The organism is Microbispora sp. ATCC PTA-5024 (assembly GCF_000511135.2).
Lineage (GTDB): Bacteria > Actinomycetota > Actinomycetes > Streptosporangiales > Streptosporangiaceae > Microbispora > Microbispora corallina.
The window spans coordinates 358,066-383,742 of record NZ_KI866522.1 but is presented as its reverse complement, the minus strand read 5'-3'; the positions used below and the strand labels follow the sequence as shown (position 1 = coordinate 383,742).

The following is a 25,677-nucleotide window of genomic DNA, read 5'->3' as shown; positions in this document are numbered from 1 at the left end:
GCGATACGATAGGTTGCGGCATGACCGGGAGCGTTGGAGGAGTGCCGTGCCGCACCAGCCGTACTCGGTCGAGCAGGTGGCGAACCTGCTGGGCCTGCACGTCAAGACCGTGCGCGGATACGTGCGCGACGGCAGGCTCAAAGCCGTCCGCATCGGCAAGCAGTACCGGATCGCGCGGGAGGACCTGGAGGCGTTCACCGGCCACCCGGTCGCGCCGCCGCCGGCCGAGACGGCGCGGCGCACGCGGCACGCCGAGGTGTCGAGCGTCGTCCAGGTGGACGCGATCAGCCGGGCGGAGGTGAGCCGGCTGACCAACACGCTCATGGCGGTCGTCGCGGCCCCCCGCGACGGCGACGAGCGGCTGCGCGTGGAGTCGATCTACGACGAGGAGCGCGCCGTCCTGAAGATCATTGTCATCGGGGGCCTCACCGTCAGCGCCGACCTGTTCAGGATCGTGACGACGCTGCTGGAGGACCGATGACCGGCGTCTACCGATCGGACGAGGGCGCCCGCGCGGTGCGGGAGGGCTACCGGGCGTTCCTGGAGCGCTGGCCGGTGCCGGGCGAGCACCTGCGGATCCCGACTCGGCAGGGGGAGACGTTCACCGTCGCCAGCGGGCCGCCGGACGGGCCGCCCGTCGTGCTCCTGCACGGCTCGGGCGCCAACAGCGCGATGTGGATGCCGGACGTCGCGGTCTGGTCGTCGCGTCTGCGCGTCTACGCGGTGGACGTGATCGGCGAGCCGGGCCTGAGCGCGCCGACGCGCCCGCCGCTCGACTCGGACGCGTACGCGCAGTGGCTCGACGACGTGCTGGACGGGCTGGGACTGCCGACCACGGCCGTGGTCGCCGTATCGCTGGGCGCGTGGCTGGCGCTCGACCACGCGATCCGCCGTCCCGGCCGGGTGACCCGGCTGGCGCTGCTCAGCCCCGGCGGGGTCGGCCGCCAGAAGATCGGCGTGCTGCTGGCGGCGCCGGCGCTGCTGCCGTTCGGGCGGTGGGGGCGCCGTCGCCTCCTGCGCATGGCCCTCGGGCCGGCCGCCGCCCGGCCGGAGGCCGCGGGACGCGAGTACGGCGCGTTCGTGCTGCTCGTCCACCGGCACTTCCGGCCGCGTCGCGACCGGCTGCCGGTCTTCGGCGACGAGGCGCTGGCCGGCGTCGCGGCGCCGATGCTCGTGGTCGCCGGCGGGCGGGACGCGATGCTCGACTCCCACGACACCGCGCGGCGGCTGGAGCGCGCCGTCCCCGATGCCGACGTACGGCTCCTCCCGGAGGCGGGGCACCTGCTGCCCCGCCAGACCGAGCCGATCCTCGGCTTCCTGCTGGAGGGCGTCGACGTCCCCGCCGGAGCCTGAGCCGCCGCGAAGCCGGCAGCGGGACCGCGGCTCCTGCACGCTGCTCGGTTCCTGGTACTCGGTTTCTGGTGCCCGGCCCACGGCGGGCTGCCCCACGGCGGACAGGACGTCCCGGACCGGCGGCTATCCGCCCAGCAGCCGGTCGAGGTGGTGGTCGAGCACGGCCGCGGCGCCCTCGGCGGAGCGCTGCCCGACGGCGACGTCGACGCCGAGGGCGGTGGCCAGCGTCCAGCAGATGTCGGCCTCCATCCGGTCGTCCCGCTCGACGTCGCCCGCGTTCCCCCGTGCGGCGCGGGCGGCAGCGATCAGGTCGGCGGTGAAGGACAGCAGGTGCTCGTCCGGTGGGGCGAGGACCCGCGTCATCTCCGGGTCGGACATGGTGCGGCCCAGGACGGCGAGGGAGAACCGGAGGAGCCGGGTCCCCTCGGCGTCCAACCCGATGAGCGCGCGCAGGCACGTGCGGAGCACGTCCTCGGGGGTCGCCGCGCCGATCGCCCCGATGGTCTGCGCGATCCGGGCGTCGACCGCCTGCACGGCCCGGCGGAGGGCGTCGCGGACGAGTTCCTCCATCGAGGGGTAGTAGTGCTGCACCTGCCCCATCGACACGCCCGCCTCGGCCGCGACCTTGCGCAGGCTCACGCCTTCGAGGCCGTCGCGGACGGCCAGGGCCCAGACGGCGTCGACGAGACGCGACCTGCGCGCCTCGTGGTCCACGACTTTCGGCATGTCCTCCCGTCCTCCGGCCGGTCGCCATGCGACCGCATTGCACAGCCTCTCACACCTCTTTTACAATGCGAACGCATTGCATTCGGGCCGCCGGACGCCGAGGGCCCCGATAGGAGCGTGGATCGACACGGCCGCTGGAGTTCGTGAGGGTTCTGGCGCTCCCGGCGGGCGGCATCGCGCGTTCCGCTGGCGCGGCGCTCGGATGCTGGCCTACGGTGCCTGCGCCGGGACTGCTCGCCGCATGTGGGGAGCGGTGCCGGCGGTGTCCGGACGGAGCGACCGCTCCGGCCATCGGTTGAGGGGCGCCGCGGGCGTCACGACCGTGAGGAGAAGGCGTGAAATACCTGCTCATCATTCATAACAACCCCGCGCTGATGGACGCGCTGCCCCAGGAGGAGCTCGAGGCGATGATGAACGCCCACGAGCCGTTCCAGCAGAAGCTCAGGGAGACGGGGGAGCTCGTCGGCTTCGCGGCGCTGGCCGGCCCGTCCGACAGCCGGGTGATCCGCGTCAAGGACCAGGTGCCGGCCGTGACCGACGGGCCGTTCCTGGAGGCCAAGGAGTATCTGGCCGGCTTCTACGTGGTCGACTGCGACAGTGACGAGCGGGCCGCCGAGCTGGCCGGGCTCATGCCCGAGGCCCGCTACCAGGGCGTCGAGGTGCGTCCGGTGGTCGACGAGTCAGGCCTGGGAGCCTGACGCCGGCGGCGGGCGGCGGGGTCAGGGCGTGGCCGTGACCCCGCCGTCCGCGGGCTCGGGAGGGCGGGCGCCCACGCGGTAGGGGTCGCGCAGCGCGCGGCGCGCCAGCGGCCCGACGGGCGCGACCGCGGCCAGCAGGATCGCCGCCAGCACCAGCCAGCCCACCGCGTGGAGGCCGGTGAGCAGGGTGGTCACCACGGCGGGGCCGAGCGCGACGGTCGCGGCCTCGGCGGTCGCGGTCACGCCCTGGTACTGCCCCTCGGCGTCGCGGGCCATCAGCCCGAGTGACAGCCCCCACTGGGCGGCCACGTAGTACAGCTCCCCGACGACGTGGACGCCCACGCCCGCGACGACGACCGCCAGCGCGACGAGCGGGGAGCCGGGCCAGGCCGCCAGGGCGAAGACCGCGCAGCAGGCGGCGAGCGCCATCCCGGACACGCGGGCGGAGCGAACGGCCCCCGGGACGTCCGCCCCGCGGCGGCTCACCCGGACCTGGAACAGCGCGATGGCGGCGGAGCTGAGCACGACGGCGAGGGCGGCGGCCCACAGCGGCGCGGAGGTGTCGCCAGCGATCCACAGCGGCAGCCCGGTGGACAGCAGCGCCCAGCACAGCGCGAGCAGCGTGGTCGACCCCATGACGGCGACGTACGGCAGGTCGCGGACGGCCTGGGTGCCGGCGCGGCGGCGCTCGGCGGGCACCGGAGGCACACCGGGCACGGTCACGGTGATGGCGGCGGCCGCCAGGAACGTCGCGGCGTTCAGCAGCACGGCCGCCACGAAGACGGGCCGGCCGCCGACGGCCAGGACGAGCGCGGCGGCCCCCGCGCCGGCGGCGTAGGCGATGTGCTGCACCACGCGTGACTGGGCCAGCGTGCGCAGCCGCCGGTCCCCGGGGACGAGCCCGTACACGAGCGTCACCCGCACGCCCGACCCCGAGCTCTGCACGGCGGAGAACAGCGACTGCACGAGCAGCAGCGTCCAGAAGTCGTGGACGAGGACGTAGGCGGCCATGCACAGGCCGCGCAGCACGATGACGACGACGAGCACCTCTCGGGGGCCGCGGCGGTCGGCGAGCACGCCGACGGGCGTGGCGGCGAGCAGTCCGACCGCCCCGCCGAGCCCGACCGCGATGCCCATGGCCTCGGTGGGGATGCCCTGGATCCGGGTGAAGAAGATGGCCCACAGGCTGAACCAGAGCCCGTCGCCGAAGCCGGTGACGGCCTGCGCGGCCAGCAGGCGCCGGACGATCGCGGCCGTCGCGGGGGCGTCCGGCCCCGCCGGGGTCATCCGCGCCATCGCGGCACCTCCGGCAGCGGGCCGGCGGGGGCGACGGTGAGGCCGGTCCCGGGGGAGCGGCCGGTCAGCCAGGCCAGCAGCGCCCGGCAGGTGCCGGTGACCAGCGGCCCCTCCCTGAAGGTGAAGGACAGGTCGTCGTCGGTGGCGGCGACGCGCGCCCCCGGCCGGCCGGCCGGGTCCCGGCCGGCGAAGTCGCGGGCCACGCGGCGGCACTCCCAGGCGGCGTACCACCCGGGCCAGTCGCCGGGGGTGTAGCCGGCGTCGAGGTCGACGTGGTGGATCTCGAGCTCGCACAGCAGGCTCGGCGGGACGCGGTGGGCGGGGCCGCGCGAGCCGCCCAGCCAGGTGACCTCGCGGCCCCAGGCGCCGGGCGGGTGGTCGCGGATCGCGGTGAGGGCCGCGCCCGTCGCCGTCCGCAGCCTGTCGGCGAGTGCCGGGGCGGGCAGGGCCGCGTCGCGCTCGATCTGCCCGGTCCGCTCGTCCTCGCCGGCGTACTGGGGGATGGGCAGCCCGGTCCGCGCCCCGGCCAGCAGCCGCACCCGCGACTCGGCCGCCCCGGCGATGTGGGCCAGGACGTGCGCGCGGGTCCACCCGGGCAGCAGCGACGGCCGCCGCACGGCCGTCTCGTTCAGCGCGCCGGCGGTGGACAGCAGCCGGCGGACGCTCTCGGTGAGCGGGCCCAGCAACGCGACCCCGGCGGTCTCCGTGGCCGTACCGCGATCCCTCGTGCGGGGAGCGTGAGGGGGCATGGGTGTCCTCCTTCCTGGACACGCCGCGCCTACCCGCCCCCGCATCGACTAATCACCGATTCCTGAATGGTGACCGCGACGTCAGGCCCGGCTCCGTCCGGGAAGCAGGACGCGCACGACGGCGGCGGTCCCCGCCACCACTGTGACGGCCGTGAGGACGGCGACGGCGTGCGCGTACGCGCCGGACGCCGGGACCGAGACGGCGGACTGGAATCCGCGCACCGCCCAGTAGCCCGGGGTGGCGGGGGCGAGGTCCGCGAACCATCCGGGCAGCCCGTCCAGCGGCACCAGGGCGCCGCTGAGCCCCATCATGATCATGGCGCCGATGTCGGCGACCACGCCGAGCCGGCCGCGGCTGCGCAGCCACGCGCCGAGCGCGAGCCCGACGGCGGTGACGCACGACGACCAGGCCAGCCAGAGCACCGGCAGCCGCCACCCGCCCGCCGCCAGGTCGAGGCCGAACCACCAGGCCGCCTCGGCGAACAGCAGCCCCTGGAAGACCGCGAACAGCGCGAGCAGCGGCAGCGCCTTGCCGGCGAGGATGGCGGCCGGTCCGGCGGCGCAGGCGCGCAGTCGCGCCCAGGTGTGCCAGTCGCGCTCGGCCAGCAGTTGCTCCCCGGCCACGTCGAGCGCGAGCAGGGTGAACATCACCGCGGTGCCGGAGGCGGCGTTGAGCACGCCCGAGGTCCCCGGCACGGCCAGCCGCTCGTAGATCGGGTGGACGACCACCATGAGGACCGCCGACATCACGGCGTACGCGACGAGGGTGCCGGGGTCGCGGGCCAGCAGGACGACGGTGTGGCGGGCGACGACGGCGGTGTCACGCAGCACTGCGGCCCTCCCGGGTGGCGAGGTGGCGGTAGAGGTCGTCGAGCGTCGGCTCGGCGATGTCGACGCCGCGCAGCCGCGCGGCGTCCGGGCCGAGGCCGGCCAGCACCCGCGCGGCCGCCTCAGCGGGACGCTCGGCGGTGACGACCACACTGTGCTCGCCGTGCTCCCAGCCGTGCTCCCAGCCGTGCTCCCAGCCGTGCTCCCAGCCGTGCTCCCAGCCTGGCCCGCGGCCCGGCTCGCCGGGGGCCGGTACGAGGGCGGCGGGCGGCGGGCCGTCGAAGCGGAGGACGGCCCTGCCGGGCAGCCCGGCCAGCAGGGTGGCCCGGGAGCCGCGCGCGATCACCCGGCCCGCGGCGGCGACGGCGAGCGTGGCGTCCAATTCGACCAGCTCCGGCAGGTAATGCGTGGTGTAGCAGACCGCGGCGCCCTCAGCGGCCCGCGCGCGCACGACGGCGAGCAGGTCCAGGCGGGTGTCCGGGTCCGCCCCCACAGTGGGCTCGTCGAGCAGCAGCACCGGCGGACGGTTGAGCAGCGCGGTCGCGGTCTGGGCGCGCCGCTGCTGCCCGCCCGACAGCCGCCCGGCCGGGCGGTCGAGGACCTCCCGCAGGCCGAGCGCGTCGGCCAGTTCGTCGATCTCCGCGCGCAGCCGCCGGCGGCGCAGTCCGGCCAGGCCGCCGAACAGCCGCATGTTCTCCCGCACGGTGGCGGTGGGGTAGAGCGCGGTCTCCTGCGGGGCCCAGCCCACCCGTCCCCGCGCCGTACGGGGGTCGGCGCCGCCGATCAGCACCCGCCCGGCGTCGGGCCGGTCCAGCCCGCTCGCTATCCGGGCGAACGTGGTCTTCCCGGCCCCGTTGTGGCCGATGAGCCCGCAGATCTCCCCCGCGGTCACGGCCAGGTCGAAGCCGTCGAGCGCGGTCACCGCGCCGAACCGCTTGCGCAGCCCCGTGGCCTCCAGCATGGGCACCCCTGAAGTATACGACGTATATCTACAATGTATACTTTGGCGGCGGGAAGGGGAGTGCGTCAATGGGCCGAAGAGGACTGACCAGAGCCGAGATCGTCGACGCCACCTGGGGTCTGGCCGCCGAACGGGGCCTGCCGGCGGTGACCATGCGCGCGGTCGCCGAACGGCTCGGGGTGACCCCGATGGCGCTGTACCGGCACGTCGGCGACAAACGCGGCCTGCTCGACGGCCTGGTGGAGCGCCTGCTCGGAGCCATCCCCACACCCGACCCGGCCCTGCCCTGGCGCGAGCGGCTGACCGCGCTGGCCGCCGGCATCCGGGCGCTCGCGCGGGCGCATCCGGACCTGTTCCCCCTGCTGTTCCAGCGCCCGGCCGTCACCCCGGCGGCCCGCGTGCCCCGCGACGCCGCCCACGCCGCGCTGCGCGAGGCCGGGCTGCCCGAGGAGGAGGCCGTCCGCGCCGAGCGCCTGTTGTCCACCTTCGTCCTCGGCTTCGCCGCCTCCGAGGCCGCCGGGCGGTTCGACCACCTCGACGCCGACGAGGAGTTCGCCTACGCCGCCGACGCCATCGAACGGATCCTCACCACGCGTCGCGACCGGCCGCGATCATGATTCAGCGCGGCCTGTACGATGGCCGTGTGGCGCACACGGGCCGCGGCCCGACCGCGGAGGAGATGGCCGCCCGCGCGCAGGGGCTGGCCGACCCGCTGCGCCTGGCCGCGCTCGACCTGCTGGCCACCGGTCCCCGTACGGCGTCGGAGCTGGCCGTCTCGCTCGGCGTGTCCGGGTCGCGGCTCAGCAACCACCTGGCCGTCCTCCGCGAGGCGGGGCTCGTCTCGGTCACCCGCCAGAGCCGGCAGGCCGTCTACGCGCTGCGCGGAGAGGGCGTGCGGCGGGTCCTCGCGGCCCTGCGCACGCTGACCGCGGGGGAGGAGACGGCGCCGGAGCCGGTGGAGGCGCCGCTGTCGCCCATCACGCTGGCCCGCGCCTGCTACGGCCACCTCGCCGGCCGGCTCGGGGTGGCCGTGTTCGACCACCTCGCCGCCGCGGGCGCGATCGCCGCCGCCGGCGACCGGGTCGAGGTGCTGGCCGCGGCTCCGGACGCCTTCGCCCGACTGGGCGTGGACCTGGGCGGCCTCGCCGCGGGACGGCGCCGCCTCGCCTACCCCTGTCTCGACTGGAGCGAGAACCGCCCCCACCTGGGCGGCGTCCTGGGCGACGCGCTGCTCGACGGGCTGCTGGAGCGGGGCCTGCTGCGGCGGCGGGAGGGCACCCGCGCGCTGGAGGTCACCCCCGACGGCGACGGCCTTTTCCGGTCGCTGGTACTGTTGCCGTCGCCGGACGCGGGTCCGGACGCGTCGGCCTAGGGAGGTGAGACCCATTACCGCTTCGGCAGGTCGGGTGCTCTCCTCTCACGACCGCACGGTCCTCCAGGCATAGGGGACCGGGAGAGCATCCTTCGGCGTTTCCGAAAGGCTCTCATGTCGCTTTCCCCATCCCCACGTCCCCTCACCGCCGTCGTCGACAGGCTCCGCGCCGCGGGCTGCGTGTTCGCCGAGGACGAGGCCGAACTCATCGTCTCCACCGCACGCACCCCCGATGACGTCGCCGCCATGGTGGAACGGCGGGCCGCCGGCCTGCCGCTCGAACAGGTCCTCGGCTGGGCCGAGTTCCGCGGCCTGCGCGTGAGCGTGGATCCCGGGGTGTTCGTCCCCCGCCGCCGCACCGAGTTCCTGGTCGCCGAGGCGGCCGCCCTCGCCCGGCCCGGGGCCGTCGTCGTCGACCTGTGCTGCGGGACCGGCGCGATCGGCGCGGCGATCGCCGCCGCCGTCGGAGGGGTCGAGCTTCACGCGGTCGACGTGGACCCCGCCGCCGTCCGCTGCGCCCGCCGCAACCTGGCCGCGCTGGGCGGCCGCGTCCACGAGGGCGACCTGTACGCGCCGCTGCCCGCCGGCCTGCGGGGACGGGCCGGCGTGGTGGTCGCCTGCGCGCCGTACGTGCCGACGGGGGAGATCCGGCTGCTGCCGGCCGAGGCCCGCGAGCACGAGCCGCACGTCGCGCTCGACGGCGGGTCGGACGGCCTGGCCGTGGTGCGGCGGGTGATCGCCGAAGCCCCTGCGTGGCTGGCCCCCGGCGGCAGCCTGCTGCTGGAGACGAGCGAGCGCCAGGCGCCGGACGCCCTGGAGGCCGTCGCGGCCGCGGGGCTGGTGGCGCGCCTGGCCTGTTCCGGCGAACTGAACGCCACCGTGGTGGCCGGGACGCTCGCCAGGTCGTGAGACCTGGCTCTCAGACGCCCGAGGGGCCCGGCGCCGTCAGCCGTTCAACGCAGCGCGTACGGCGCGGCCGAGCGGCGTCGGGTCCTCCGCGGTCAGCGGCCGGGACAGGAAGATCGGCATCTGGGACATGAACCGCGGCCGGGTCCCCCGGTGCCGCTGGGCGGCGTGGACCAGGAACGGGTGGCACAGGAACGCGTCACCCGGAAGCCCGGTGGCGTACGCGAGGGGGCGGTGGGCGCTGGCCTCGTCCAGGATCGGCCCGGAGGCGAAGAACTCCAGGCCCTTCTCGCCGTACGGCTCCAGCACGCGGGCGGCGTCGAGGTGGGACCCGACGCGGATGCGGGTGGGGGCGTCGTCGGGCCCGACCTCGGAGTACAGGAACAGCAGGAGCAGCGTGTGCGGCCGGGCGGTGACGACGCCCCAGCGGCCCTCGGGGCCGGGGTCGTTCTGGTCGATGTGCCAGCCGGTGTCGCCGGAGTCGCCGGGGTGGGGGAAGCGTACGGGCGTCATGCCGGGGGCGCCGCGCGGGATCCAGCCGCCGGCGATCCGGTCCAGCGCGGCCGCCAGCCGGGGGCTGCCCATGGCCTCGCCGAACGGGCCCTCCCCGGTGTCGTCGAGGGTCCAGACCACGGGGCGCGTCCACTCCTCGGGCCGATCGGGGGACAGCCCGATCCGCTCCCACAGGGAACTGCGGATGCGGTCGCCGACGGCGCGGGGGAAGGCCTCCTCGAGCTTGAGGTACCCCTCGGCGACGAAACGGTCGAGGTCGGCATCGCTGAGGACGTTCACGCCGGGGACGCTACCGGCCGGCTCTCCCGCGGGTCGACCGGTTTTCCGTCCCCTCGGCCGCGTCCGGCGGTAGGCGCGACGCGCGTTCGTCCCCGACGGGTGGGTTCAGACCAGGGCGAGCTGGCGGGTGGGCGTGCGGCGGCGGCGCCAGCGGCGGGCCGAGCGCCCGATGCCGTACGCCTCGGCCAGCCCCCGCACCTGCTCGGCCACCCGGCGCCGGTAGCCCTCCTCGGCCACCTGCCCTTTGCCGTACAGCGCCTGATAGCGGGGGACCAGGCCCGGGTGCTCCCGCTCCAGCCAGGCCAGGTACGTCTCGCGGGCCCCCGAGGGCAGCCGCAGCACGACGGGCGTGACGCTGACCGCGCCCGCCTCGGCGGCCCGGCGGACCGTCGCCTGTAGGTGGTCGGCCGAGTCGGTGATCAGCGGCAGGATCGGGGCCATCAGCACCCCGCAGGGGATCCCGCCGTCGTTGAGGGCGGCGCACATCTCCAGGCGCCGCTGCGGGCTCGCGGCCCCCGGCTCGACCGCCCGCCGTACGCGGTCGTCCACGAAGCCCACCGAGACCAGGACCCCGACCTCGGTCACCTTGGCGGCGTCGCGTAACAGGTCGAGGTCGCGCAGGACGAGCGGGCTCTTGGTGAGCACGGTGAACGGGTTGGCCGCGTCGGCCAGCGCCCGGATCACCCCCGGCATCAGCCGGTAGGTCTCCTCGGCCGGCTGGTAGCAGTCGCCGGCCACTCCGAGCGCGACCGGCTCGCCCGCCCACCGGGGAGAGGCCAGCTCACGGCGCAGCCGGTCGGCCAGGGTGGTCTTCACCACGATGTTCGTCGCGAAGTCTTCGGCAGGGTCGAGGCCGAGGTAGCGGTGGCCCCGGCGGCCCGCGCAGTATCGGCAGCCGGACTCGCACCCGCGGTAGGGGCTCGCCGCCCAGCGGAACGGCAGCTCGGCGGCCTCGGGGACGCGGTCGATCGCCGTGCGGGCGGGCACCTCGTAGCAGGTGATGCCGTCGAACACCCGGGTGACCGCCTGCCGTTCGATCCGCGGGCGGGTGGGGCTCTGGTCGAGCAGCGCCTGCTGCTGCGCAGGCCGCACCAGGGGACCGGCCGCCGGGCCGGGGGACGCGTCGCGACGCATGGAGATCAGTAGAACACGCATTCGACCCCTACGCCAAGTGTCCCCGCCGTTTCCGCGGCCGCCGAAGCGCGTCGGACGTGGGATCGGCAGCCGGCTCGCGCCGATGGTCAGGCGAGTGGTTGCACCTCGATGGGGAGATGGCGGGGTCCGCGCAGCATGGCGTTGCGACGGTAGGGGGGCGGGTCCTGGGCCAAGGTTGCGGTGCCGAGGAGGGGGATCAGCGCGCCGAGTGCGGTGTGGGCTTCGATCCGTGCGAGCGGTGCGCCGAAGCACAGGTGTATGCCGCTGCCGAAGCCGAGATGCTGGTTGTCCGGGCGGGTGGGGTCGAACCGGTCAGGCTCGTGGAACCGTTTGGGGTCGCGATTGCCTGAGGCGAGCACGAGCACCAGGGGCGCGCCTTTGGGGATACGGAAGCCGGCGACGTCGACGTCGGCGAGGGGGGTGCGCTCGCGCATGTGCACCGGGGGCTCGTAGCGCAGCAGTTCCTCCACCGCTCCGGGCAGCAGGCCGGGGTCGCGGCGGAGCCGGTCGAGCTGATCGGGGTGGCGCAGCAGCGTGAGGACCCCGTTGGTGATCAGGTTGACCGTGGTCTCGTGTCCGGCGATGAGCAGCAGGACGGCGGTTTCCGCCAGTTCCTCGCGGGTGAGCCGCATGGCCGGGTCCGGTTCGTTGATGAAGGCGGACAGCATGTCGTCACCGGGATGGCCGCGACGCTGCTCGGCAAGGTCCACCAGGTACCGGCCCATCTCGATCCGGGCCTGCCGGCCGGCCCTGTCTCGCTCGGTGGTGTCCTCCTCGGGTGTGACGTCGGCGGAGGCGACGATCGCGTCGGACCATTGCCGGAACAGCGGCTCGTCTTCGCGCGGGACGCCGAGCAGCCGGCAGATCACCGTGACGGGCAGCGGGTAGGCGAAGTCGTCGACGATGTCGATCCGGGTGCGGTCTTGGCGCCCTTCGATCAGTTCTTCGGTGAGTTCGGTGATCTGGGCGCGCATGGCATCGATCCGGGCGGGGCTGTGCGGGGGGCCGAACGGTCGCATGCACAGGGTGCGCAGCCTGTGGTGCTCGGGGTCGTCGAGCCGCAGGAAGGGAGGTTGCGGCGCCTCCTCAGGCAGGTCGACGGGTGCAGTCGGACGGCTGCGGGGATCGGCGCTGATCCGCGGGTCGTGGAGCAGGGCGGTGATCTCGTGGTAGGTGCCGATGAGGTAGCTGCCGTCTGCCTGCCGCACCACGGGACCGGCTTCGCGCAGTTCCGCGTACAGGGGGTAGGGGTTGGGGCGGTTGGCGTAGTCGGTGATCTGTCTCAGCAGGGTGTCGGCAGTCATGGTCTCGGCTCCTCGTGGACGGGCGGAAGGGTCAGTCAGGCCGCACCACGGTCAGCCGGCGGTCGGGAAGGTGACCGGTGAGCGCGACGGTGGGACTGTGCGAAAGGCCCTTCGGATCCGGCACATCGGAGGGAAGCGTGAGCTCGGCTGCGGCCGGACGGTCCGCCGCGCCGGGCGCCGGCGGGAACGGGGCGGCGGTCTCGATCAGGTGCTGGTAGTACTCGAGCGACTTGGCCATGTTGACGGTTACCGCGGCGGTGACCCGGCCTCGGTAGCCGTACACCACAGCCAGACGGCGCTCCTCCAGCGAGCCCTGCGCAAGGACGATCTGGTCGGAGAAGGCGGGGACGCCCACCGACTTGATGTTGAGCCCGAACTGGCTCGACCAGAACGTCGGCAGCGCAAGGTGGGGACGCCGCAGCGGCCCCGGATTGACCATGTTGTAGGCCGCCACCTCGGCCTGTGCGACCGCGTTGCCCCAGTGCTCCAACGAGAGCATCTGGTACTCGAACAGCGGATGAGGGAAGCGGGAAACGTCACCGGCGACGAAGACGTCGTCGGTGACGATCCCGTACATGTCGAAGGCCCGGCACCCGGCGTCGCAGGCGATCCCGCGCGGGCCCGCTGCCAGCCCGGAGTCGGCCAGCCATTCGACGTTGCGGACCGCCCCCAGCGCGACGACGCACACGTCCGCGTCGAGGTGGCTGCCGTCGGACAGGTCCGCACCCGTGAACCGGCCGTTCGCGTCTCCGCGCAGGGCGGTGACCGTCGCCCCGCAGCGCAGGTCCACGCCGTGGTTTCGCTGCATTCCAGCGGCGAGCTTCGACAAGGTGCCGCCGAGCGCGCCCACCAGGGGTGCGGGCCCGCGTTCGGTGACTGTGACCTCCAGGCCCCGTTCCCGGCAGGCCGAGGCGATCTCCGAGCCGGTGAAGCCGCCGCCGATCACCAGCACCCGCCGCGGCGGGGCGGCCAGCCGCTCGGCCAGCTGTCCGGCGTCAACGCAGGTGCGCAGGGTGAACACCCCGTCAAGAGCGGCCTCCTCCGGGTTGGGCCAGGGCCGCGCCCGGGTCCCGGTCGCGATCAGCAGCCGGTCGAAGGGCAGCGACTCGCCGTCGGCCAGCGTCACCCGTTTTCCGAGGGGATCCAGACCGGTGGCCCGCACCCCGAGCCGCCAGTGGGCGTCCGGGTCGCGCCTCATCGGCAGCCCGGTGGCGTCCGCCGCCGCCAGGCCAAGCAGCACCTGTTTGGACAGCGGCGGCCTGTCATAGGGCGGATAGGGCTCATCCCCCACCACGGTCAGCGAGCCGGTGAAACCCTCCTCGCGCAGCGCCTCGGCGGCCCGCAGCCCGGCCAGCGACGCGCCGACGATGACAATCCGGCCCTCCCGCAGGTCACCGGCCACCCGCGCTCACCTCCTCGCCGAGGAGGATGGCCTGGACCGGGCAGGCCGCCGCGGCCTGGCGCACGCGCTCCAACTGATCGTCGGGAACGGCCGGGTCATACAGCAGCGCCTCCTCCCCATGCAGGTGGAACACCTGCGGCGCGAGGAACACGCACTGCGCATAGCCCTGGCAGCGGGTGAGGTCCACAACGATCCGCATCCCACCCCTCCCTCCCTCGCCTTACCTCTGCTCATTTCCAGATAGGGAAGAAGCGAACATTAAGGAATAAATAGGACTTTCGCTGCTCCAGTGCCAGGACTCGGGCGGCTCATTGTCCATGAGCACGGGAGTGTGGATGGCGGCACGACCTCCCGAGTGAGCTGCCACGATCCTGGAGCGCCTGGTCGGGGGTCCCCTCGCCGGACGCAGGGGAGCCATCTAAAGTGGGACGAGCGTACCGCTTAACGGGAGGTCCCCATGGCCTGGCTCCTGCTCGTCGCCGCGATCGCCTCCGAGGTCATGGCCACCTCCGCCCTCAAGCTGAGCGACGGCCTCAGCCGCCTGGGCTGGACCGTCGTCGTCGCCATCGGGTACATCGCCTCGTTCGTCCTGCTCGCCTGGGCTCTCAAGCTGAAGATGCCCGTCGGCATCGCGTACGCGGTCTGGGCGGGCATAGGCACGGCCGCCATCGCCATGATCGGCACGGTGTTCCTCGGCGAGAGCATGAACATCACGAAGGCCGCCGGCATCGTCCTGATCATCTGCGGGGTCGTCGTCCTCAATCTGGCCGGCTCCCACTGAACGGTGAACGGTGATCGTTTGACCTCGGCGCCGTTTGACCCGAAGGTGGGGCAAACCGCCGGGCGGTCAGAGCCGGGCGGCGGCCAGCCACTCGGCCGTACCGGGCAGGGGTGACGCGCACATGGACGGAGCGGAGGACCAGGTCGTGCCGGACCAGCACCGGACCACCCAGCTCACGCCCCCGGTCAGGCAAGCGGTGTCGCAGCCGGCCCCGGCCCCGCAGCCGGCCTCGGTCAAGCCCCCGGTGTCGCAGCCGGCCCCGCCCCCGGCCACGCAGCCGGTGTCGCAGGAGCGTGCGGGGGCGGCCTCGCGGCCCGCCGGGGACGCCGAGCGCGAGCCGGTCGCCCGGCGACGGACGCAGGAACGGGCGGTGCGCCGCCGCGAGGCCCTGCTGGACGCCGCCGTCGACCTCCTGGGGGAGGGCGGCTTCGCGGCCGTCACCCACCGCGCGGTCGCCCAGCGGGCCGGGCTGCCGCTCGCCGCCACCTCCTACTACTTCTCCTGCCGCGACGACCTGCTGGCCCAGGCGTTCGCGCTGCTCGTCGAGCGGGAGCTCACCCAGATGCGCGCCTCCCTGGGGACGCTGCCGCCCGGGCCGCTCGACGCGCTGGCCGACGTCCTCGCCGAGGCGTACGCCTTCGACCGGCCACGCCAGCTCGGCCTGTGGGAGCTCTACCTGCAGGCCGGCCGCGACCCCGCGCTGCAGAGCATCGCGCGCGCCTGGACCGACGGGTGCGACGACATCGTCGAGCACGTGCTCGAACGGGCGGGCTACCCCAGCGGCCGTTCCGAGGTCCGCTTCGTGACCACTCTGCTGTCCGGCCTGTGGCTGGAGGACGTGGTGGAGGCCCGCCCCGAGTCGCGTGAACGCGCCCGCGACGTGGTGGCCCGCGCGCTCGCCTCCATCCGGCCGGGCCGTAGGCTCGACCCATGATCTTCCATCTCGCCCTCGCCGGCGACTGGGCCGCGGCCGTCCGGGCCGGCGAGTACCGGGTGTCCACGCTGGGCCGGACCCTGGAGGAGGAGGGCTTCATCCACGCCTCCGCCGACCTCGAGCAGGCCTTCGGCGTCGCCCGTCGCTTCTACCGCGACGTCGCCGAGCCCCTCGTCCTGCTGCACGTCGACGTCGACCGGCTCGGCGCGCCGGTCAGGTTCGAGGTGCCGGACGGCATGAGCGAGGCGTTCCCGCACATCTACGGCCCGATCCCCGTCGCCGCCGTCGTGACCGTCACCCCCTTCGCCGTCGAGGACATCCCCGACATCGCCGAGTGACCCGGTACGCGGGCGCGGCGTGTCCGATACGTTCAAGACGCGTTCCAACGGAGGGCCCTACGGTGGCGGGCATGGCTATCGAGTTCTCCGTCATCGGACTGATCGTGACCGACATGGCGAAATCCCTCGCGTTCTACCGCCGCCTCGGCCTGGACATCCCCGCCGAGGCCGACACCGAGCCGCACGTCGAGGCCGGGCTGCCCGGCGGTCTGCGGCTGTCCTGGGACACCATCGAGACCATCCACAGCTTCGACCCCGCGTGGACCCCGCCCACCGGCAGCGCCCGGGTGGGCCTCGCCTTCCGGTGCGACAGCCCGCAGGACGTCGACCGCCTCTACGCCTCCCTGGTGGAGGCGGGGTACGACGGCCACCACGAACCGTGGGACGCGTTCTGGGGCCAGCGCTACGCCGTCCTCCACGATCCCGACGGCAACGGCGTCGACCTGTTCGCCCCGCTGCCCTCCTGAAAACCCGGCCCGCCGGCCCGCCCGTCCGGGTCAGGAAGCGGCGAGGAGGACCGAGAGCGGAACACCGGTCAGCGACCTGACCTCACGGGACAGATGGGCCTGATCCGCGTACCCGGCGACGGCGGCCACGTCCGCGAAGGGCGTGCCGCCGCGAGCGAGGTCGAGGGCGCGGTTCAGCCGCAGGATCCGGCCGAGTGTCCTCGGCCCGTACCCGAACGCGTCGAGGCACCGCCGGTGGAGGTGCCGCTCGCTCAGCCCGGCGTCCGCCGCCGTCTCCCGCACCGACCGGCCGTCCCGCACTCCGGCCATGACCGCGTCCACGAGGGCCGGCCCACCCGTGACGCCGCTGCCGCGGCCGCCGGTGGCGAGGCGCGGAAGGACGGCGTCCTCCAGCGCGGCGGCGGGATCGGCCGCCTCGCCGGCCCGCTCCCGCAGCCGCCGCGCCTCCGCCGACGGCCACAGCTCGTCGAGGGGCACCCGCCGGTCACGCAGCTCGACCGCCGGCACGCCGAGAAGCGCCGGCGCGGTCCCGGGCGCGAAACGCAAACCGACATACCGCACGTCCGGCTGGTGGGGGACGAGATGAGCCACGGTGTCGGGCCCGGCCACGAGCAGCTCGCCGGAGACCCAGATCAGATCCATGCAGCCGTCGGGCAGCACCCGGGCGTCCCCGGCGGTGCCGGAGGTGGCTGCCGACTCGGCGGCGCCGGGGATGGCTGCCATGTCGGAGGCGCGCCGCCACACCACCGCCCCGGGCACCCGCGAGGTCCGCTCCTCGTACATGTCTCGCAGTATGCTCCCCTCGCTTCGTGCCACCGGGCGTGCGCCAGGCATGTGCCGGCCGGCGGTGCGTGGGGCGGCGTGCCCGTGCCACCGGGCATGCGGTGGGTATGCGGTGGGCGTGGGACCGGGACGGCCGTCACTCGCAGAGGGTCTTCTGCAGGCGGCGGGCCGCGAACCAGAGCCCGCCCACCGCCATCGCGGCCAGGTACGCCACGTGGACGAGCATCGACGGCTCGACCACTCCGATGCACAGGCCGCGCACCAGCTCGACCGCGTGGTACAGCGGCGTCACCTGGATGAGGATCTCCAGCCCGGCCGGGTAGTTCTGCACGGGGGAGAACGTCCCGGAGAACAGGAACAACGCGAACTGGCCGGTGCTGAGCAGGTCGAAGTCCTGCCAGCCGCGCATCAGCGTGCTGATCGCCATGCCGACGCCGCCGAAGCCGAGACCCACCAGCACGGTCGCCGGGAACGCCGCCAGCGCCCACCCAGGCGACGTCAGTCCGAGCGCCACCATCACGACCAGGAAGATCGCCGTGTAGACCGAGCCGCGGACGATCGCCCAGATCAGCTCGCCGGCCGCGATCTCGATGGGCCGCACCGGCGTCGCCAGCACCGCCTCGAACGTCTTCATGTACTTCAGCTTGAAGAAGAAGTTGAACGTCGTCTCCGACAGCGCGCCCGACATGGCCGACACCGCGAGCATGGCCGGGGCCACGAACGAGGCGTACTCCATCGTCCGGCCGCCGACCGTGAGGTTCCCGACCAGGGCGCCGACCCCGACGCCGATCGACAGCAGGTACAGCAGCGGCTCGAAGAACCCCGACGCCAGCACGATCCAGTACGCGGGCCCCGAGCGCAGCGCCCCCACGTTACGGTTGACCACGGCGCCGACCCGATTAGGGGAGACCCGGGAGACCACGAGTGTCGTCATCATCAGTCTTCGAGCCTCCGGCGGAAGGACCGCACCGCGAGGAACAGCCCGAGGGCGGCCCACAGCAGCAGGTAGCCGACGTGCACGGGAACCGGCCAGGCGGGGGAGCGGCCGAGGGTCGCCGCCCGGCACAGCTCGACCGCGTGCCACAACGGGGACGCGTACGCCAGCAGGCGCAGCCCGAACGTGAGCTGCTCCACCGGGAAGAACACCCCGGCGAACAGCGTCGAAGGGATCAGCACGAAACGGAACAGCATCGCGAAGTAGCTGTCGTGGTCGATCCGGGCGGCGAACGCCATCACCGGCGCGGCCGTCGCCGCGGTCAGCAGCGCGCACACCAGCGGCGTCACCAGCGCCCACGGCGAGTGCAGCCCGCCGAAGAACACCACCACAAGCAGGAACGCCAGGACCGACGCCTCCACCCGGAAGATCAGGTAGAGCAGGTGGCCGCGCACCATGTCCACCGGCTGCACCGGCGTCGCCCGCATCGCATGGTAGCCGCGCACCCACTTGAAGTCGCCCAGCACCGAGTAGGTGGACTCACCCATCGCCAGCTGGAACGCCGTGGACGCCAGCACCCCCGGCACGATCCACGACAGGTAGTCGACCCCCTGCACCGTGCCGACGTAGCCGCCGACCCCGATCCCGATGCTCAGCAGGAACAGCACCGGCAGGACGAACGAGGAGAACACCGACGCCTGCCACAGACGCCGGTACAAGGTCAGATGCCGCCCCAGCACCGCCAGCGTGGGGTGCAGCGAGCCTCCCGCCACCACCATGTCAGTCCACCAACGTCCGGCCGGTCAGGTGCAGGAACACGTCCTCCAGCGTCGAGCGGCGCACCAGCGCGCTGGACGGCGTCAGCCCCCGCCGGTGCGCCTCGGCGAGCGCCACGTCGCCGTCCTCGACGTACACGAGCACGCGGTCGGGCAGCGGGTCGACCCGCTTGCCGACCCCATCGAGCCTGGCCGCGTACTGCGGATTGGCGTCGAGCCCGTCCGGGAAGCGCAGCTCCAGCACCTCGGGGGTGGAGTAGGTCTCGATGAGCGCGCGGGGCGACCCCTCGGCGACGATCCGCCCGCCGTCCATGACCACGAGGCGGTCGCACAGCTGCTCGGCCTCGTCCATGTAGTGCGTGGTCAGCACGAGGGTGGTGCCGCGCTGCTTGAGCCGGAACAGCCGCTCCCACAGCAGGTGACGCGCCTGCGGGTCGAGACCGGTGGTCGGCTCGTCGAGCAGCACGACGTCGGGTTCGTTCACCATCGCCCGCGCGATCGTCAGCCGCCGCTTCATCCCGCCCGACAGCGGCTCCACCTTGCCGCCCGCCCGGTCGCTCAGCTGCACGAACTCCAGCAGCTCGTCGGCCCGCCTGCGGCTTTCCGCCCGCGACAGCCCGAAGTAGCGCGCGTAGGTCGTCAGGTTCTCCCGGACGGTCAGGTCCGGATCCAGGTTGTCCAGCTGGGGGCACACCCCGAGCCGCGCCCTGATACGGGTGCCGTCCCGCACGGGATCCATGCCCAGGATCCTCAGCTCACCGGCCGTGGGCACGGACACGCACCCGATCATGCGCATGGTCGAGGACTTCCCGGCCCCGTTGGGCCCCAGGAAGCCGAAGGCCTCGCCCGGCGCCACCTCCAGGTCGATCCCGTCGACGGCGGTGAAGTCCCCGAAACGTTTGACCAGGCCGCGAGCGAAGATCATGGGTTGGTCAGCCACGAACCGAGACCCTAACGAACGCCCCCGACAATTCCGCAACTGGTTATCGGACTCCCCGTCCGTCCGGCCCTCTCTCCCGCGCCCGGGCGCACCGGCCATCCCCGGCCAGGCGCGCCGCCCTCACCTCCCGGGACGTGACGACGGCCGAACCCGGTGGTCGTAGGCTCACAGACATGAGCGCCTTCGAGATCGGCACCGACGGTCCCCAAGTGATCGTCGTGGGCATCGACGGCTCCGACACCTCCCTACGCGCCACCGCGTACGCCTGGGGGCTGGCCCGCAGGCAGGGCTCCAAGGTCGTCCTCGTGCACGTCACCGGCCTCGGCGCGGTGACCACTCTCCTGCCGGCCGCCACCGTGTCGGCCATCGAGGCGGGCGAGGAGTACGCCGCCGAGCTGCGGGAGAGGGTGGAGCGGTTCGCCGCCGAGTCCGACACCCACGTGCCGTACGCCTTCCGCACCGAGCAGGGGGAGCCCTCGGCCGTCCTGACCCGGGTGGCCGACGAGTTGCGGGCCGACGCCGTCGTGGTCGGCGCCTCCGCGCAGGCGGGCCACCGCTTCATCGGCTCGGTCGCGGTACGGCTGGTGCGCGCCGGCCGGTGGCCGGTCACCGTCGTCCCCTGACGCGTTCCCCCGGCCCGACCCGTACGGCGGAGGGCGTCACTCGAGCGCGCGCAGGCCCTCCAGCACGCGCAGCAGCGTCGCCGCGTCCGGGCCCTCGGCCCGTTCGGCTCTCGGGCGGCTGCGGACCCGCCGCGGCAGCACCACCGGCGCCTCGCCCTCCTCGCCGCCTTCGGTCGTCCGCGCCGCGACGGGATCCGCCACCCGCCAGGCGTCCGCGTTCCCCGGAACCGCCTCCGTGGCGGCAGAGTCCGTGGCGGCCGGCCCTACAGGACCGGGGCGCGGATCAGGCTCGCCGGGAGCAGCTTTGTCAGGACCGGGTTCGCCGGGATCGCGGACGCCGGGGGAGGGGAGGGGCGCGGGGCGGCCGACCGACAGCTCGCACCACACGATCTTGCCGCGGTCCGGGGCGGTGAAGTGGCCCCACCTCTCCGCCAGGTTCTCCACCAGGGCGAGGCCCCGGCCCCGCTCGTCCAGCGCGCCGCCCCGCGCGGGGACCGGCTCGCCCTCCCCGCCGTCCCACACCTCGATGACCAGGCGGCGCGGGCCGCGGGAGACCCGCAGGCGCAGGGCGACCGTCCGCAGCGCCACCGGGAACATCGACGAGGCGACGGGAGGGCCGGCCGCCGTGTTCGTGGCGTGGATCGCGTTGGTCACCAGCTCCGACACCAGCAGCTCCGCCGTGTCGGCCAGGTGCGGCATCTCCCACCGCCCCAGCTGGCAGCGGACGAAGGCCCGTGCCCGCCGCGGAGCCGTCTCCCCCGACCCGAACAGCCGATGAGCCGCCCTCCGCCCGTCCTCGGAGGGGAACGGCGAGGTCAGCATCCCCGGGGGAGCGCCGCGTCAGATCCGCCGGACATCGCCGGCGCCACCGGTCGAGGAGAAAACATACGTCCGATCATCTGTCATGAAACGGAGTTAGGTCGCCGGGTTGGAGGCATTCGCCCAAACTTTCTTCTCCCGCTCACGCCCCCGTCACATATGCGGACGCAGGCCGTCGAACACGATGTCGAGCGTGTGCCGCCGCACCTCCGGACCCACATGCTCGGCCGCCCGCGACGCTCCGATGAGCAGGGCGACCAGCTCCTCCACCCCCATGTCCGCCCGTACGGCTCCCGCACGCTGCGCCCGCCCGAGCAGCTCCGCCAGGGCCGCCGCCAGCTCCCTGCCCACCGCCGACGGAGCGGCACCCTCCTCGCCGCCCGTCGCCGCGGCCTCCGCGAGCACGTCGGCGTACGCGCTCTGGGTGGCCGCCTGCTCGACCGCGTACGCGAAGAAGCGGAAGAACGCCGTTCCCGCGTCGGCCTCCGACAGCGCCGCCGCCTTGTCCGCGAGCATGCGCACCCGGCCGAGGAAGACCTCCTCGACCAGCGATTCCTTGGTGGGGAAGTGCCGGAAGACCGTGCCGATGCCGACGCCCGCCCGCCGCGCCACGTCCTCGGTCGAGGCCGACACGCCCTGGGCGGCGAAGACGGCCTCCGCCGCCTCCAGGATCCTCGCCCGGTTGCGCCGCGCGTCCGCGCGCAGCGGCCGGCCCTCAGCCATTGACAAACGGAGTAGCCACTCCGTATCTTCTAAGCGGAGTCACGACTCCGACTATACGGCACCCTGCCCACTCCCGGGAGAGGACGACGGCATGACGCCCACCGCACGCGAGACGTTCGAACGCTGGCAGCGCTCCGTTCTCGACCACGCGCCCGGCGACATGGCCTACGACCACCTGCACGACGACGTGGTCCTCGAATGGCCGTTCAGCCCACCGGGCCGTCCTCGGCGCATCGAGGGCCGCGCCGCGTTCGAGGCCTTCGCGCGACCCGCCCGCGCCGCCCTGCCCGTCCGGTTCGAGGAGTTCCGCGACGTCGTCGTCCACCAGACCGCCGACCCCGAGGTGATCGTCGCGGAGTACACGCTCGCCGGCACCGTCCTGCCCACCGGCCGCCGGGCCGCCGCGGCGTTCGTCACCGTGCTGCGCGTCCGCGACGGGAAGGTGGTCCACATCCGGGAATACCAGGACGTCCTCACCATGGCGGCCGCCCTGGGCGACCCGCCCGCCATACCTGACGGAAGGTGACAGGAACGTACGGCACGCTCAGGGCCATGACCCATCACGCATCCGGAACCTTCGAGATCACCGGCTGGGACGAGGTCGCCTCCGACGAGAGACCCGGCGCCACCGTCGCCCGCGTGCGCATCGCCAAGGCCTTCACCGGCGACCTGAACGGCACCAGCGCCACCGAGATCCTCACCGTCGCCACGTCCGCCGGCCCGGCGGCCTACGTCGGCATCGAGCACGTCGAGGGGACCCTCGGCGGCCGGACCGGCACGTTCGTCCTGCAGCACAGCGCGGGCGGCGACGACGGCAAACCGTGGATGCGCTGGGAGATCGTCGCCACGTCCGGCACGGGCGAGCTCGCCGGCCTGCGAGGGGAGGGGCAGATCACGATCACCGACGACGGCCACCACTACACCCTCGACTACGACCTGTCCTGACACCCGGCCGGGGGAGCGGACCGGGGGAGACGCGGCCCCAGGGGGAGTCGAGACCACGGGGGAGTCGAGACCGGTGCAGGCGGGGCCCGGCGGCCCGGATCGGGGAGCGGCGGGGGCCCGGCAGCCGGGGGTGTGGGCGGGGGCGGGAGCGGGGCCTAACCGTGCCGAGATCGGGTAGCGGTGGGCCCATGGTGAAATCGGCTGATCGACAGACCGGCGCCAAGGGCGGCGCCACGGCTGACCCGGCCACCGGCCCCATGGCCGACGCCGCGACGGACGCCGCCCCCGGCAAGGACGCCACGCACAAACCCGGCAAGCGGCCTCGCGTGGCCGTCATCGCCCACCGCAAGAAGACCCTCGGCGGCGGGCTCGACGAGCTGCGCAAGGTGATCACGGGATACGACATCGACGACCTGCTCTGGTACGAGGTTCCCAAGAGCAAGAAGGCCCCCAAGAAGGCCAGGGAGGCCCTCGACAAGGGCGCCGACCTGTTCTTCGTCTGGGGCGGCGACGGCTCGGTCCAGCGCTGCGTCGACGCGCTGGCCGGCACCGACGCCACCGTGGCCATCGTCCCGGCCGGCACCGCGAACCTGCTCGCCCGCAACCTGTCCATCCCCGAGGACATCGCCGAGGCCGTCCGGATCGGCTTCGAGGGCCGCCGTACGAAGATCGACCTCGGGAAGATCAACGGCGAGCACTTCGCGGTCATGGCCGGCGTCGGCTTCGACGCCGAAATGATCGCCGACGCCGACCGCGGCCTCAAGGACCGCCTCGGCCGCCTGTCGTACTTCTGGACCGGGCTCCGGCACGTCGGCGGCGCCGCGGCGCCCATGACCATCAAGATCGACGACACGGACTGGTTCGAGGGCGACGCGAGCTGCGTCCTGGTCGGCAACGTCGGCACCGTCACCGGCGGGATCGACGTGTTCGAGGACGCCCGGTTCGACGACGGCTGGCTGGAGGTCGGCGTGTCCACCGCCGACGGCCCCATCCAGTGGGCCCGCACGCTCGGCCGTATGAGCGCCGGCAAGGCCGAGAAGTCCCCGTTCGTCCGCATCACCCGTGCCCGGAAGATCACCGTGAAGCTGTCCGAGCCCATGGAGTACGAACTCGACGGCGGCGCCCGCAAGCGGGTGACGAAGGTGACGATCAAGGTCGTGCCGCAGGGCATCACGATGTGCCTGCCCGACGTCCCCGCCGACGCGGCGGCGGGAACCCCGCAGGACGCCGCCGCCGGCGTCTGACTCGTCGTGAACCCGGTGACGACCTGACCGGCGGAGGAGCGTCCGAGTGGCAGACCCTCGCATGCGGGCCTTCCGGGACCGCGTCGGCGGCCTCGCGTACGGCGGCGACTACAACCCCGAGCAGTGGGGCCCGCCCGTGTGGCGGGAGGACGTCCGGCTCATGCGTGAGGCCGGGGTGAACCTCGTGTCTCTCGGCGTCTTCGCGTGGGCCACGCTGGAGCCGCAGCCCGGCACGTACGAGTTCGGCCGGCTCGACGAGGTCATGGACCTGCTCCACGACAACGGCGTCGCCGTCAACCTGGCCACCCCCACCGCCGCGCCGTCCGCCTGGCTGACCCACCGGCACCCCGAGGTGCTCCGGTCATGGCCGACGGGCGGCGGTTCGGCTTCGGCAACCGCCTGCACTACGACCCCTCGTCCCCGGTCTACCGTGCGCACGCGGCGGACATCACCACCCGTCTGGCCGAGCGGTACTCGTCGTCCGCCGGGCACGCGCCAGGCGTGACCGTGCTTCTCACCGTGCTCATCACCCGGGGGGTGCGGTGCTCTTGCGGACGACGAGCTCGTTCGCGAGGTCGATCCGGCTCGTGGCCGGTTCCACGCCGCGGGCCAGGTCGAGCAGCATCTGGGTCGCGACCGTCGCCATGTCGCACAGCGGCTGGTCCACCGTCGTGAGCGCGGGTTCGACCCAGTCGGCGACCGGCACGTTGTCGTAGCCGACCACCGACAGCTCACCGGGGACGTCGAGACCGAGCCGCCGGGCCGCGCGCAGGACGCCGAGCGCCTGCAGGTCCGACCCGGCGAAGATCGCGGTCGGCCGGTCCGGGCGCGTCAGCAGGTCCACGGCGTGCTCGTATCCGGCGTCCACGTAGAAGTTGCCGTACCTGACCAGCTCCGGGTCGACGACCAGCCCCGCCTCGTCGTGGGCGACCCGGAAACCGGCGACCCGTGCCCTGCTGCACAGCACGTCCTTCGGGCCGGAGACGACCGCGACGCGGCGGTGACCCAGCTCCAGGAGGTGACGCGTGGCGAGCAGCCCGCCGTCCCAGTTGTTCGACCCGACCACCGGCACCGACTCGGCGATCTCGCCGTCGGTGTCGACGACGACGAACGGGATCTGCGCCCGCCGCAGCTTCTGCTGCTGCGGCGGGGACGGGCCGCACAGGACGAACAGCACGCCGAGAGGCCGGTGATCCAGCACGCCGTCCAGCCACTCCTCCGGCGGCCGGTGCGCCCCTTTCAACTGCGACAGGACGACCTCGATCCGCGCGGCAGTGGCGACGGCGTCGACTCCGCGGATGATCTCCATCGACCACATGGAGTTCATCTGGTGGAAGACGAGGTCGACATGCCCCTTCAGCGGCCTGCGCCGGAGGCGGCGGTGGTACTGGTGGCGGGCGAGACCGGCCTCCACATGCTTGCGGGTGGCGGGGGCCACGTCGGGACGGCCGTTGAGGACCTTGGAGACCGTCGTCACCGACACCCCGAGCTCGGCGGCGATGGACGCGATCGTGGCAGGGCGAGGGCCGCGGGCTGGAGAAGGGGGTGTCATCGTTCCGCGTTCCACTCGTTGTTTCCGAAATTTTCGCGAAACTCTAGCACCGAACGTGGCCGGGCATAAGCCGAGACCAGGCTGGGCGCACTTTATTCAACTCCGGAGTAAAGGCGGCTGACTACGGCCTTGACGGGACTCGGGCGTGAGCCTATATTTCCGCAATATTACTGAGGATCACCGAAACTTTTTGTCGCGTCACCCTCTCCTCCGGTCGGCGTGGGTGACACGGCGGCGCCGCAGCCCCTCTCGGCCCCGGGCGCGGGGCCGGTCACG

The 25,677-nt window shown here is 73.6% G+C and carries 31 protein-coding genes and 1 pseudogene; 15 read left to right on the top strand and 17 right to left on the bottom strand.

The features are described from left to right. Window positions 1–46 precede the first annotated feature (46 nt). Complete coding sequence (locus tag MPTA5024_RS01775) at window positions 47–481, top strand: helix-turn-helix domain-containing protein (protein ID WP_036319048.1); 435 nt, start codon at window positions 47–49, stop codon at window positions 479–481. Beyond that, window positions 478–1,353, top strand: coding sequence for an alpha/beta fold hydrolase (locus MPTA5024_RS01770; RefSeq protein ID WP_036319044.1), 876 nt, complete (start codon window positions 478–480; stop codon window positions 1,351–1,353). Before MPTA5024_RS01775 ends, MPTA5024_RS01770 begins: the two co-directional genes overlap by 4 nt. 123 nt (window positions 1,354–1,476) lie before the next feature. Here MPTA5024_RS01770 and MPTA5024_RS01765 read toward each other — a convergent pair whose 3' ends face one another. Then, window positions 1,477–2,079, bottom strand: a complete 603-nt coding sequence (locus MPTA5024_RS01765) for a TetR/AcrR family transcriptional regulator (protein ID WP_036319043.1) — start codon at window positions 2,077–2,079, stop codon at window positions 1,477–1,479. 335 nt (window positions 2,080–2,414) lie between these two features. On the opposite strand from MPTA5024_RS01765, the gene MPTA5024_RS01760 reads away from it, so the two are divergent. Further along, window positions 2,415–2,777, top strand: a complete 363-nt coding sequence (locus tag MPTA5024_RS01760; RefSeq protein WP_036319041.1) for a YciI family protein — start codon at window positions 2,415–2,417, stop codon at window positions 2,775–2,777. A gap of 21 nt (window positions 2,778–2,798) precedes the next feature. On the opposite strand, the gene MPTA5024_RS01755 is transcribed toward MPTA5024_RS01760, so the two are convergent. The 4 genes from MPTA5024_RS01755 to MPTA5024_RS01740 form a co-directional block, all read right to left on the bottom strand. Beyond that, entirely contained in the window at window positions 2,799–4,073 is a 1,275-nt protein-coding gene (locus MPTA5024_RS01755; protein ID WP_051457596.1) for an MFS transporter, read from the bottom strand. Then, window positions 4,061–4,822 (bottom strand): maleylpyruvate isomerase family mycothiol-dependent enzyme, encoded by a 762-nt coding sequence (locus tag MPTA5024_RS01750; RefSeq protein WP_063794604.1) that lies wholly within the window; start codon window positions 4,820–4,822, stop codon window positions 4,061–4,063. The genes MPTA5024_RS01755 and MPTA5024_RS01750 overlap by 13 nt, the downstream gene beginning before the upstream one ends. An 81-nt stretch (window positions 4,823–4,903) precedes the next feature. Further along, window positions 4,904–5,653, bottom strand: coding sequence for an ABC transporter permease (locus MPTA5024_RS01745; RefSeq protein WP_036319002.1), 750 nt, complete (start codon window positions 5,651–5,653; stop codon window positions 4,904–4,906). Beyond that, the gene (locus tag MPTA5024_RS01740; RefSeq protein WP_036319001.1) at window positions 5,643–6,611 is read right to left on the bottom strand and encodes an ABC transporter ATP-binding protein; all 969 of its coding nucleotides are present in this window, start codon (window positions 6,609–6,611) and stop codon (window positions 5,643–5,645) included. The genes MPTA5024_RS01745 and MPTA5024_RS01740 overlap by 11 nt, the downstream gene beginning before the upstream one ends. Window positions 6,612–6,679: 68 nt before the next feature. Between MPTA5024_RS01740 and MPTA5024_RS01735 the strand changes: the two genes are divergently transcribed. From MPTA5024_RS01735 to MPTA5024_RS01725, 3 genes are all read left to right on the top strand, one after another. Further along, window positions 6,680–7,228, top strand: coding sequence for a TetR/AcrR family transcriptional regulator (locus MPTA5024_RS01735; RefSeq protein ID WP_036319000.1), 549 nt, complete (start codon window positions 6,680–6,682; stop codon window positions 7,226–7,228). A gap of 26 nt (window positions 7,229–7,254) precedes the next feature. Then, entirely contained in the window at window positions 7,255–7,983 is a 729-nt protein-coding gene (locus tag MPTA5024_RS01730; RefSeq protein ID WP_051457595.1) for an ArsR/SmtB family transcription factor, read from the top strand. Window positions 7,984–8,097: 114 nt separating this feature from the next. Beyond that, the gene (locus tag MPTA5024_RS01725) at window positions 8,098–8,892 is read left to right on the top strand and encodes a putative protein N(5)-glutamine methyltransferase (protein ID WP_036318997.1); all 795 of its coding nucleotides are present in this window, start codon (window positions 8,098–8,100) and stop codon (window positions 8,890–8,892) included. A 36-nt stretch (window positions 8,893–8,928) separates the two neighbouring features. Here MPTA5024_RS01725 and MPTA5024_RS01720 read toward each other — a convergent pair whose 3' ends face one another. The 5 genes from MPTA5024_RS01720 to MPTA5024_RS01700 all read right to left on the bottom strand — a co-directional run bounded on the left by MPTA5024_RS01720 (window position 8,929) and on the right by MPTA5024_RS01700 (window position 13,741). Next, window positions 8,929–9,681, bottom strand: coding sequence for a phytanoyl-CoA dioxygenase family protein (locus MPTA5024_RS01720; RefSeq protein WP_036318995.1), 753 nt, complete (start codon window positions 9,679–9,681; stop codon window positions 8,929–8,931). Window positions 9,682–9,786: 105 nt separating this feature from the next. Continuing rightward, entirely contained in the window at window positions 9,787–10,815 is a 1,029-nt protein-coding gene (locus MPTA5024_RS01715; RefSeq protein WP_063794603.1) for a radical SAM protein, read from the bottom strand. Between the two features lie 107 nt (window positions 10,816–10,922). Further along, on the bottom strand, window positions 10,923–12,140 hold the full coding sequence (locus MPTA5024_RS01710) for a cytochrome P450 (RefSeq protein ID WP_036318992.1): 1,218 nt from the start codon (window positions 12,138–12,140) through the stop codon (window positions 10,923–10,925). Between the two features lie 31 nt (window positions 12,141–12,171). Next, entirely contained in the window at window positions 12,172–13,542 is a 1,371-nt protein-coding gene (locus MPTA5024_RS01705) for an NAD(P)/FAD-dependent oxidoreductase (protein ID WP_036318989.1), read from the bottom strand. Continuing rightward, a complete protein-coding gene (locus MPTA5024_RS01700; protein ID WP_036318987.1) occupies window positions 13,532–13,741 on the bottom strand; it encodes a ferredoxin in 210 nt (69 codons plus the stop codon). The genes MPTA5024_RS01705 and MPTA5024_RS01700 overlap by 11 nt, the downstream gene beginning before the upstream one ends. Before the next feature lie 258 nt (window positions 13,742–13,999). On the opposite strand from MPTA5024_RS01700, the gene MPTA5024_RS01695 reads away from it, so the two are divergent. The 4 genes from MPTA5024_RS01695 to MPTA5024_RS01680 all read left to right on the top strand — a co-directional run bounded on the left by MPTA5024_RS01695 (window position 14,000) and on the right by MPTA5024_RS01680 (window position 16,062). Further along, window positions 14,000–14,323, top strand: coding sequence for a DMT family transporter (locus MPTA5024_RS01695; RefSeq protein WP_036318984.1), 324 nt, complete (start codon window positions 14,000–14,002; stop codon window positions 14,321–14,323). Window positions 14,324–14,444: 121 nt separating this feature from the next. Further along, window positions 14,445–15,257, top strand: coding sequence for a TetR/AcrR family transcriptional regulator (locus MPTA5024_RS01690; protein WP_051457594.1), 813 nt, complete (start codon window positions 14,445–14,447; stop codon window positions 15,255–15,257). Next, complete coding sequence (locus MPTA5024_RS01685; RefSeq protein WP_036318982.1) at window positions 15,254–15,595, top strand: DUF952 domain-containing protein; 342 nt, start codon at window positions 15,254–15,256, stop codon at window positions 15,593–15,595. The genes MPTA5024_RS01690 and MPTA5024_RS01685 overlap by 4 nt, the downstream gene beginning before the upstream one ends. Window positions 15,596–15,666: 71 nt before the next feature. Next, window positions 15,667–16,062, top strand: coding sequence for a VOC family protein (locus MPTA5024_RS01680; RefSeq protein ID WP_036322783.1), 396 nt, complete (start codon window positions 15,667–15,669; stop codon window positions 16,060–16,062). Between the two features lie 30 nt (window positions 16,063–16,092). Here the strand turns inward: MPTA5024_RS01680 and MPTA5024_RS01675 are convergent, their stop codons facing one another. From MPTA5024_RS01675 to MPTA5024_RS01660, 4 genes are all read right to left on the bottom strand, one after another. Further along, window positions 16,093–16,845 carry a helix-turn-helix transcriptional regulator gene (locus MPTA5024_RS01675; protein ID WP_036318979.1) on the bottom strand — a complete coding sequence of 251 codons (753 nt, stop codon included), beginning with the start codon at window positions 16,843–16,845 and terminating at the stop codon, window positions 16,093–16,095. 136 nt (window positions 16,846–16,981) lie between these two features. Next, window positions 16,982–17,779 (bottom strand): ABC transporter permease, encoded by a 798-nt coding sequence (locus tag MPTA5024_RS01670; protein WP_036322781.1) that lies wholly within the window; start codon window positions 17,777–17,779, stop codon window positions 16,982–16,984. 2 nt (window positions 17,780–17,781) lie between these two features. Further along, window positions 17,782–18,558, bottom strand: a complete 777-nt coding sequence (locus MPTA5024_RS01665) for an ABC transporter permease (protein ID WP_036318977.1) — start codon at window positions 18,556–18,558, stop codon at window positions 17,782–17,784. A 1-nt stretch (window position 18,559) separates the two neighbouring features. Continuing rightward, entirely contained in the window at window positions 18,560–19,495 is a 936-nt protein-coding gene (locus tag MPTA5024_RS01660) for an ABC transporter ATP-binding protein (protein WP_232326119.1), read from the bottom strand. Between the two features lie 173 nt (window positions 19,496–19,668). Between MPTA5024_RS01660 and MPTA5024_RS01655 the strand changes: the two genes are divergently transcribed. Then, on the top strand, window positions 19,669–20,118 hold the full coding sequence (locus MPTA5024_RS01655; protein WP_036318975.1) for a universal stress protein: 450 nt from the start codon (window positions 19,669–19,671) through the stop codon (window positions 20,116–20,118). 36 nt (window positions 20,119–20,154) lie between these two features. Here the strand turns inward: MPTA5024_RS01655 and MPTA5024_RS01650 are convergent, their stop codons facing one another. Continuing rightward, window positions 20,155–20,940 carry an ATP-binding protein gene (locus MPTA5024_RS01650; protein ID WP_051457593.1) on the bottom strand — a complete coding sequence of 262 codons (786 nt, stop codon included), beginning with the start codon at window positions 20,938–20,940 and terminating at the stop codon, window positions 20,155–20,157. Window positions 20,941–21,090: 150 nt separating this feature from the next. After that, window positions 21,091–21,660, bottom strand: coding sequence for a TetR/AcrR family transcriptional regulator (locus MPTA5024_RS01645; protein WP_036318973.1), 570 nt, complete (start codon window positions 21,658–21,660; stop codon window positions 21,091–21,093). A gap of 91 nt (window positions 21,661–21,751) precedes the next feature. Here MPTA5024_RS01645 and MPTA5024_RS01640 point away from each other — a divergent pair, with 91 nt between their 5' ends. From MPTA5024_RS01640 to MPTA5024_RS44490, 4 genes and pseudogenes are all read left to right on the top strand, one after another. Next, window positions 21,752–22,186: a nuclear transport factor 2 family protein gene (locus MPTA5024_RS01640; RefSeq protein WP_036318971.1), complete on the top strand. Its 435-nt coding sequence runs from the start codon at window positions 21,752–21,754 to the stop codon at window positions 22,184–22,186. 26 nt (window positions 22,187–22,212) lie between these two features. Then, the gene (locus tag MPTA5024_RS01635; RefSeq protein WP_036318969.1) at window positions 22,213–22,605 is read left to right on the top strand and encodes a DUF3224 domain-containing protein; all 393 of its coding nucleotides are present in this window, start codon (window positions 22,213–22,215) and stop codon (window positions 22,603–22,605) included. A gap of 188 nt (window positions 22,606–22,793) precedes the next feature. Further along, window positions 22,794–23,849: a diacylglycerol/lipid kinase family protein gene (locus tag MPTA5024_RS01630; RefSeq protein ID WP_232326117.1), complete on the top strand. Its 1,056-nt coding sequence runs from the start codon at window positions 22,794–22,796 to the stop codon at window positions 23,847–23,849. A gap of 61 nt (window positions 23,850–23,910) precedes the next feature. Then, window positions 23,911–24,269: pseudogene (locus MPTA5024_RS44490) on the top strand (beta-galactosidase); the annotation flags it as partial. Window positions 24,270–24,375: 106 nt separating this feature from the next. Here MPTA5024_RS44490 and MPTA5024_RS01620 read toward each other — a convergent pair. Next, the gene (locus MPTA5024_RS01620) at window positions 24,376–25,401 is read right to left on the bottom strand and encodes a LacI family DNA-binding transcriptional regulator (RefSeq protein ID WP_036318965.1); all 1,026 of its coding nucleotides are present in this window, start codon (window positions 25,399–25,401) and stop codon (window positions 24,376–24,378) included. Window positions 25,402–25,677 lie beyond the last annotated feature (276 nt).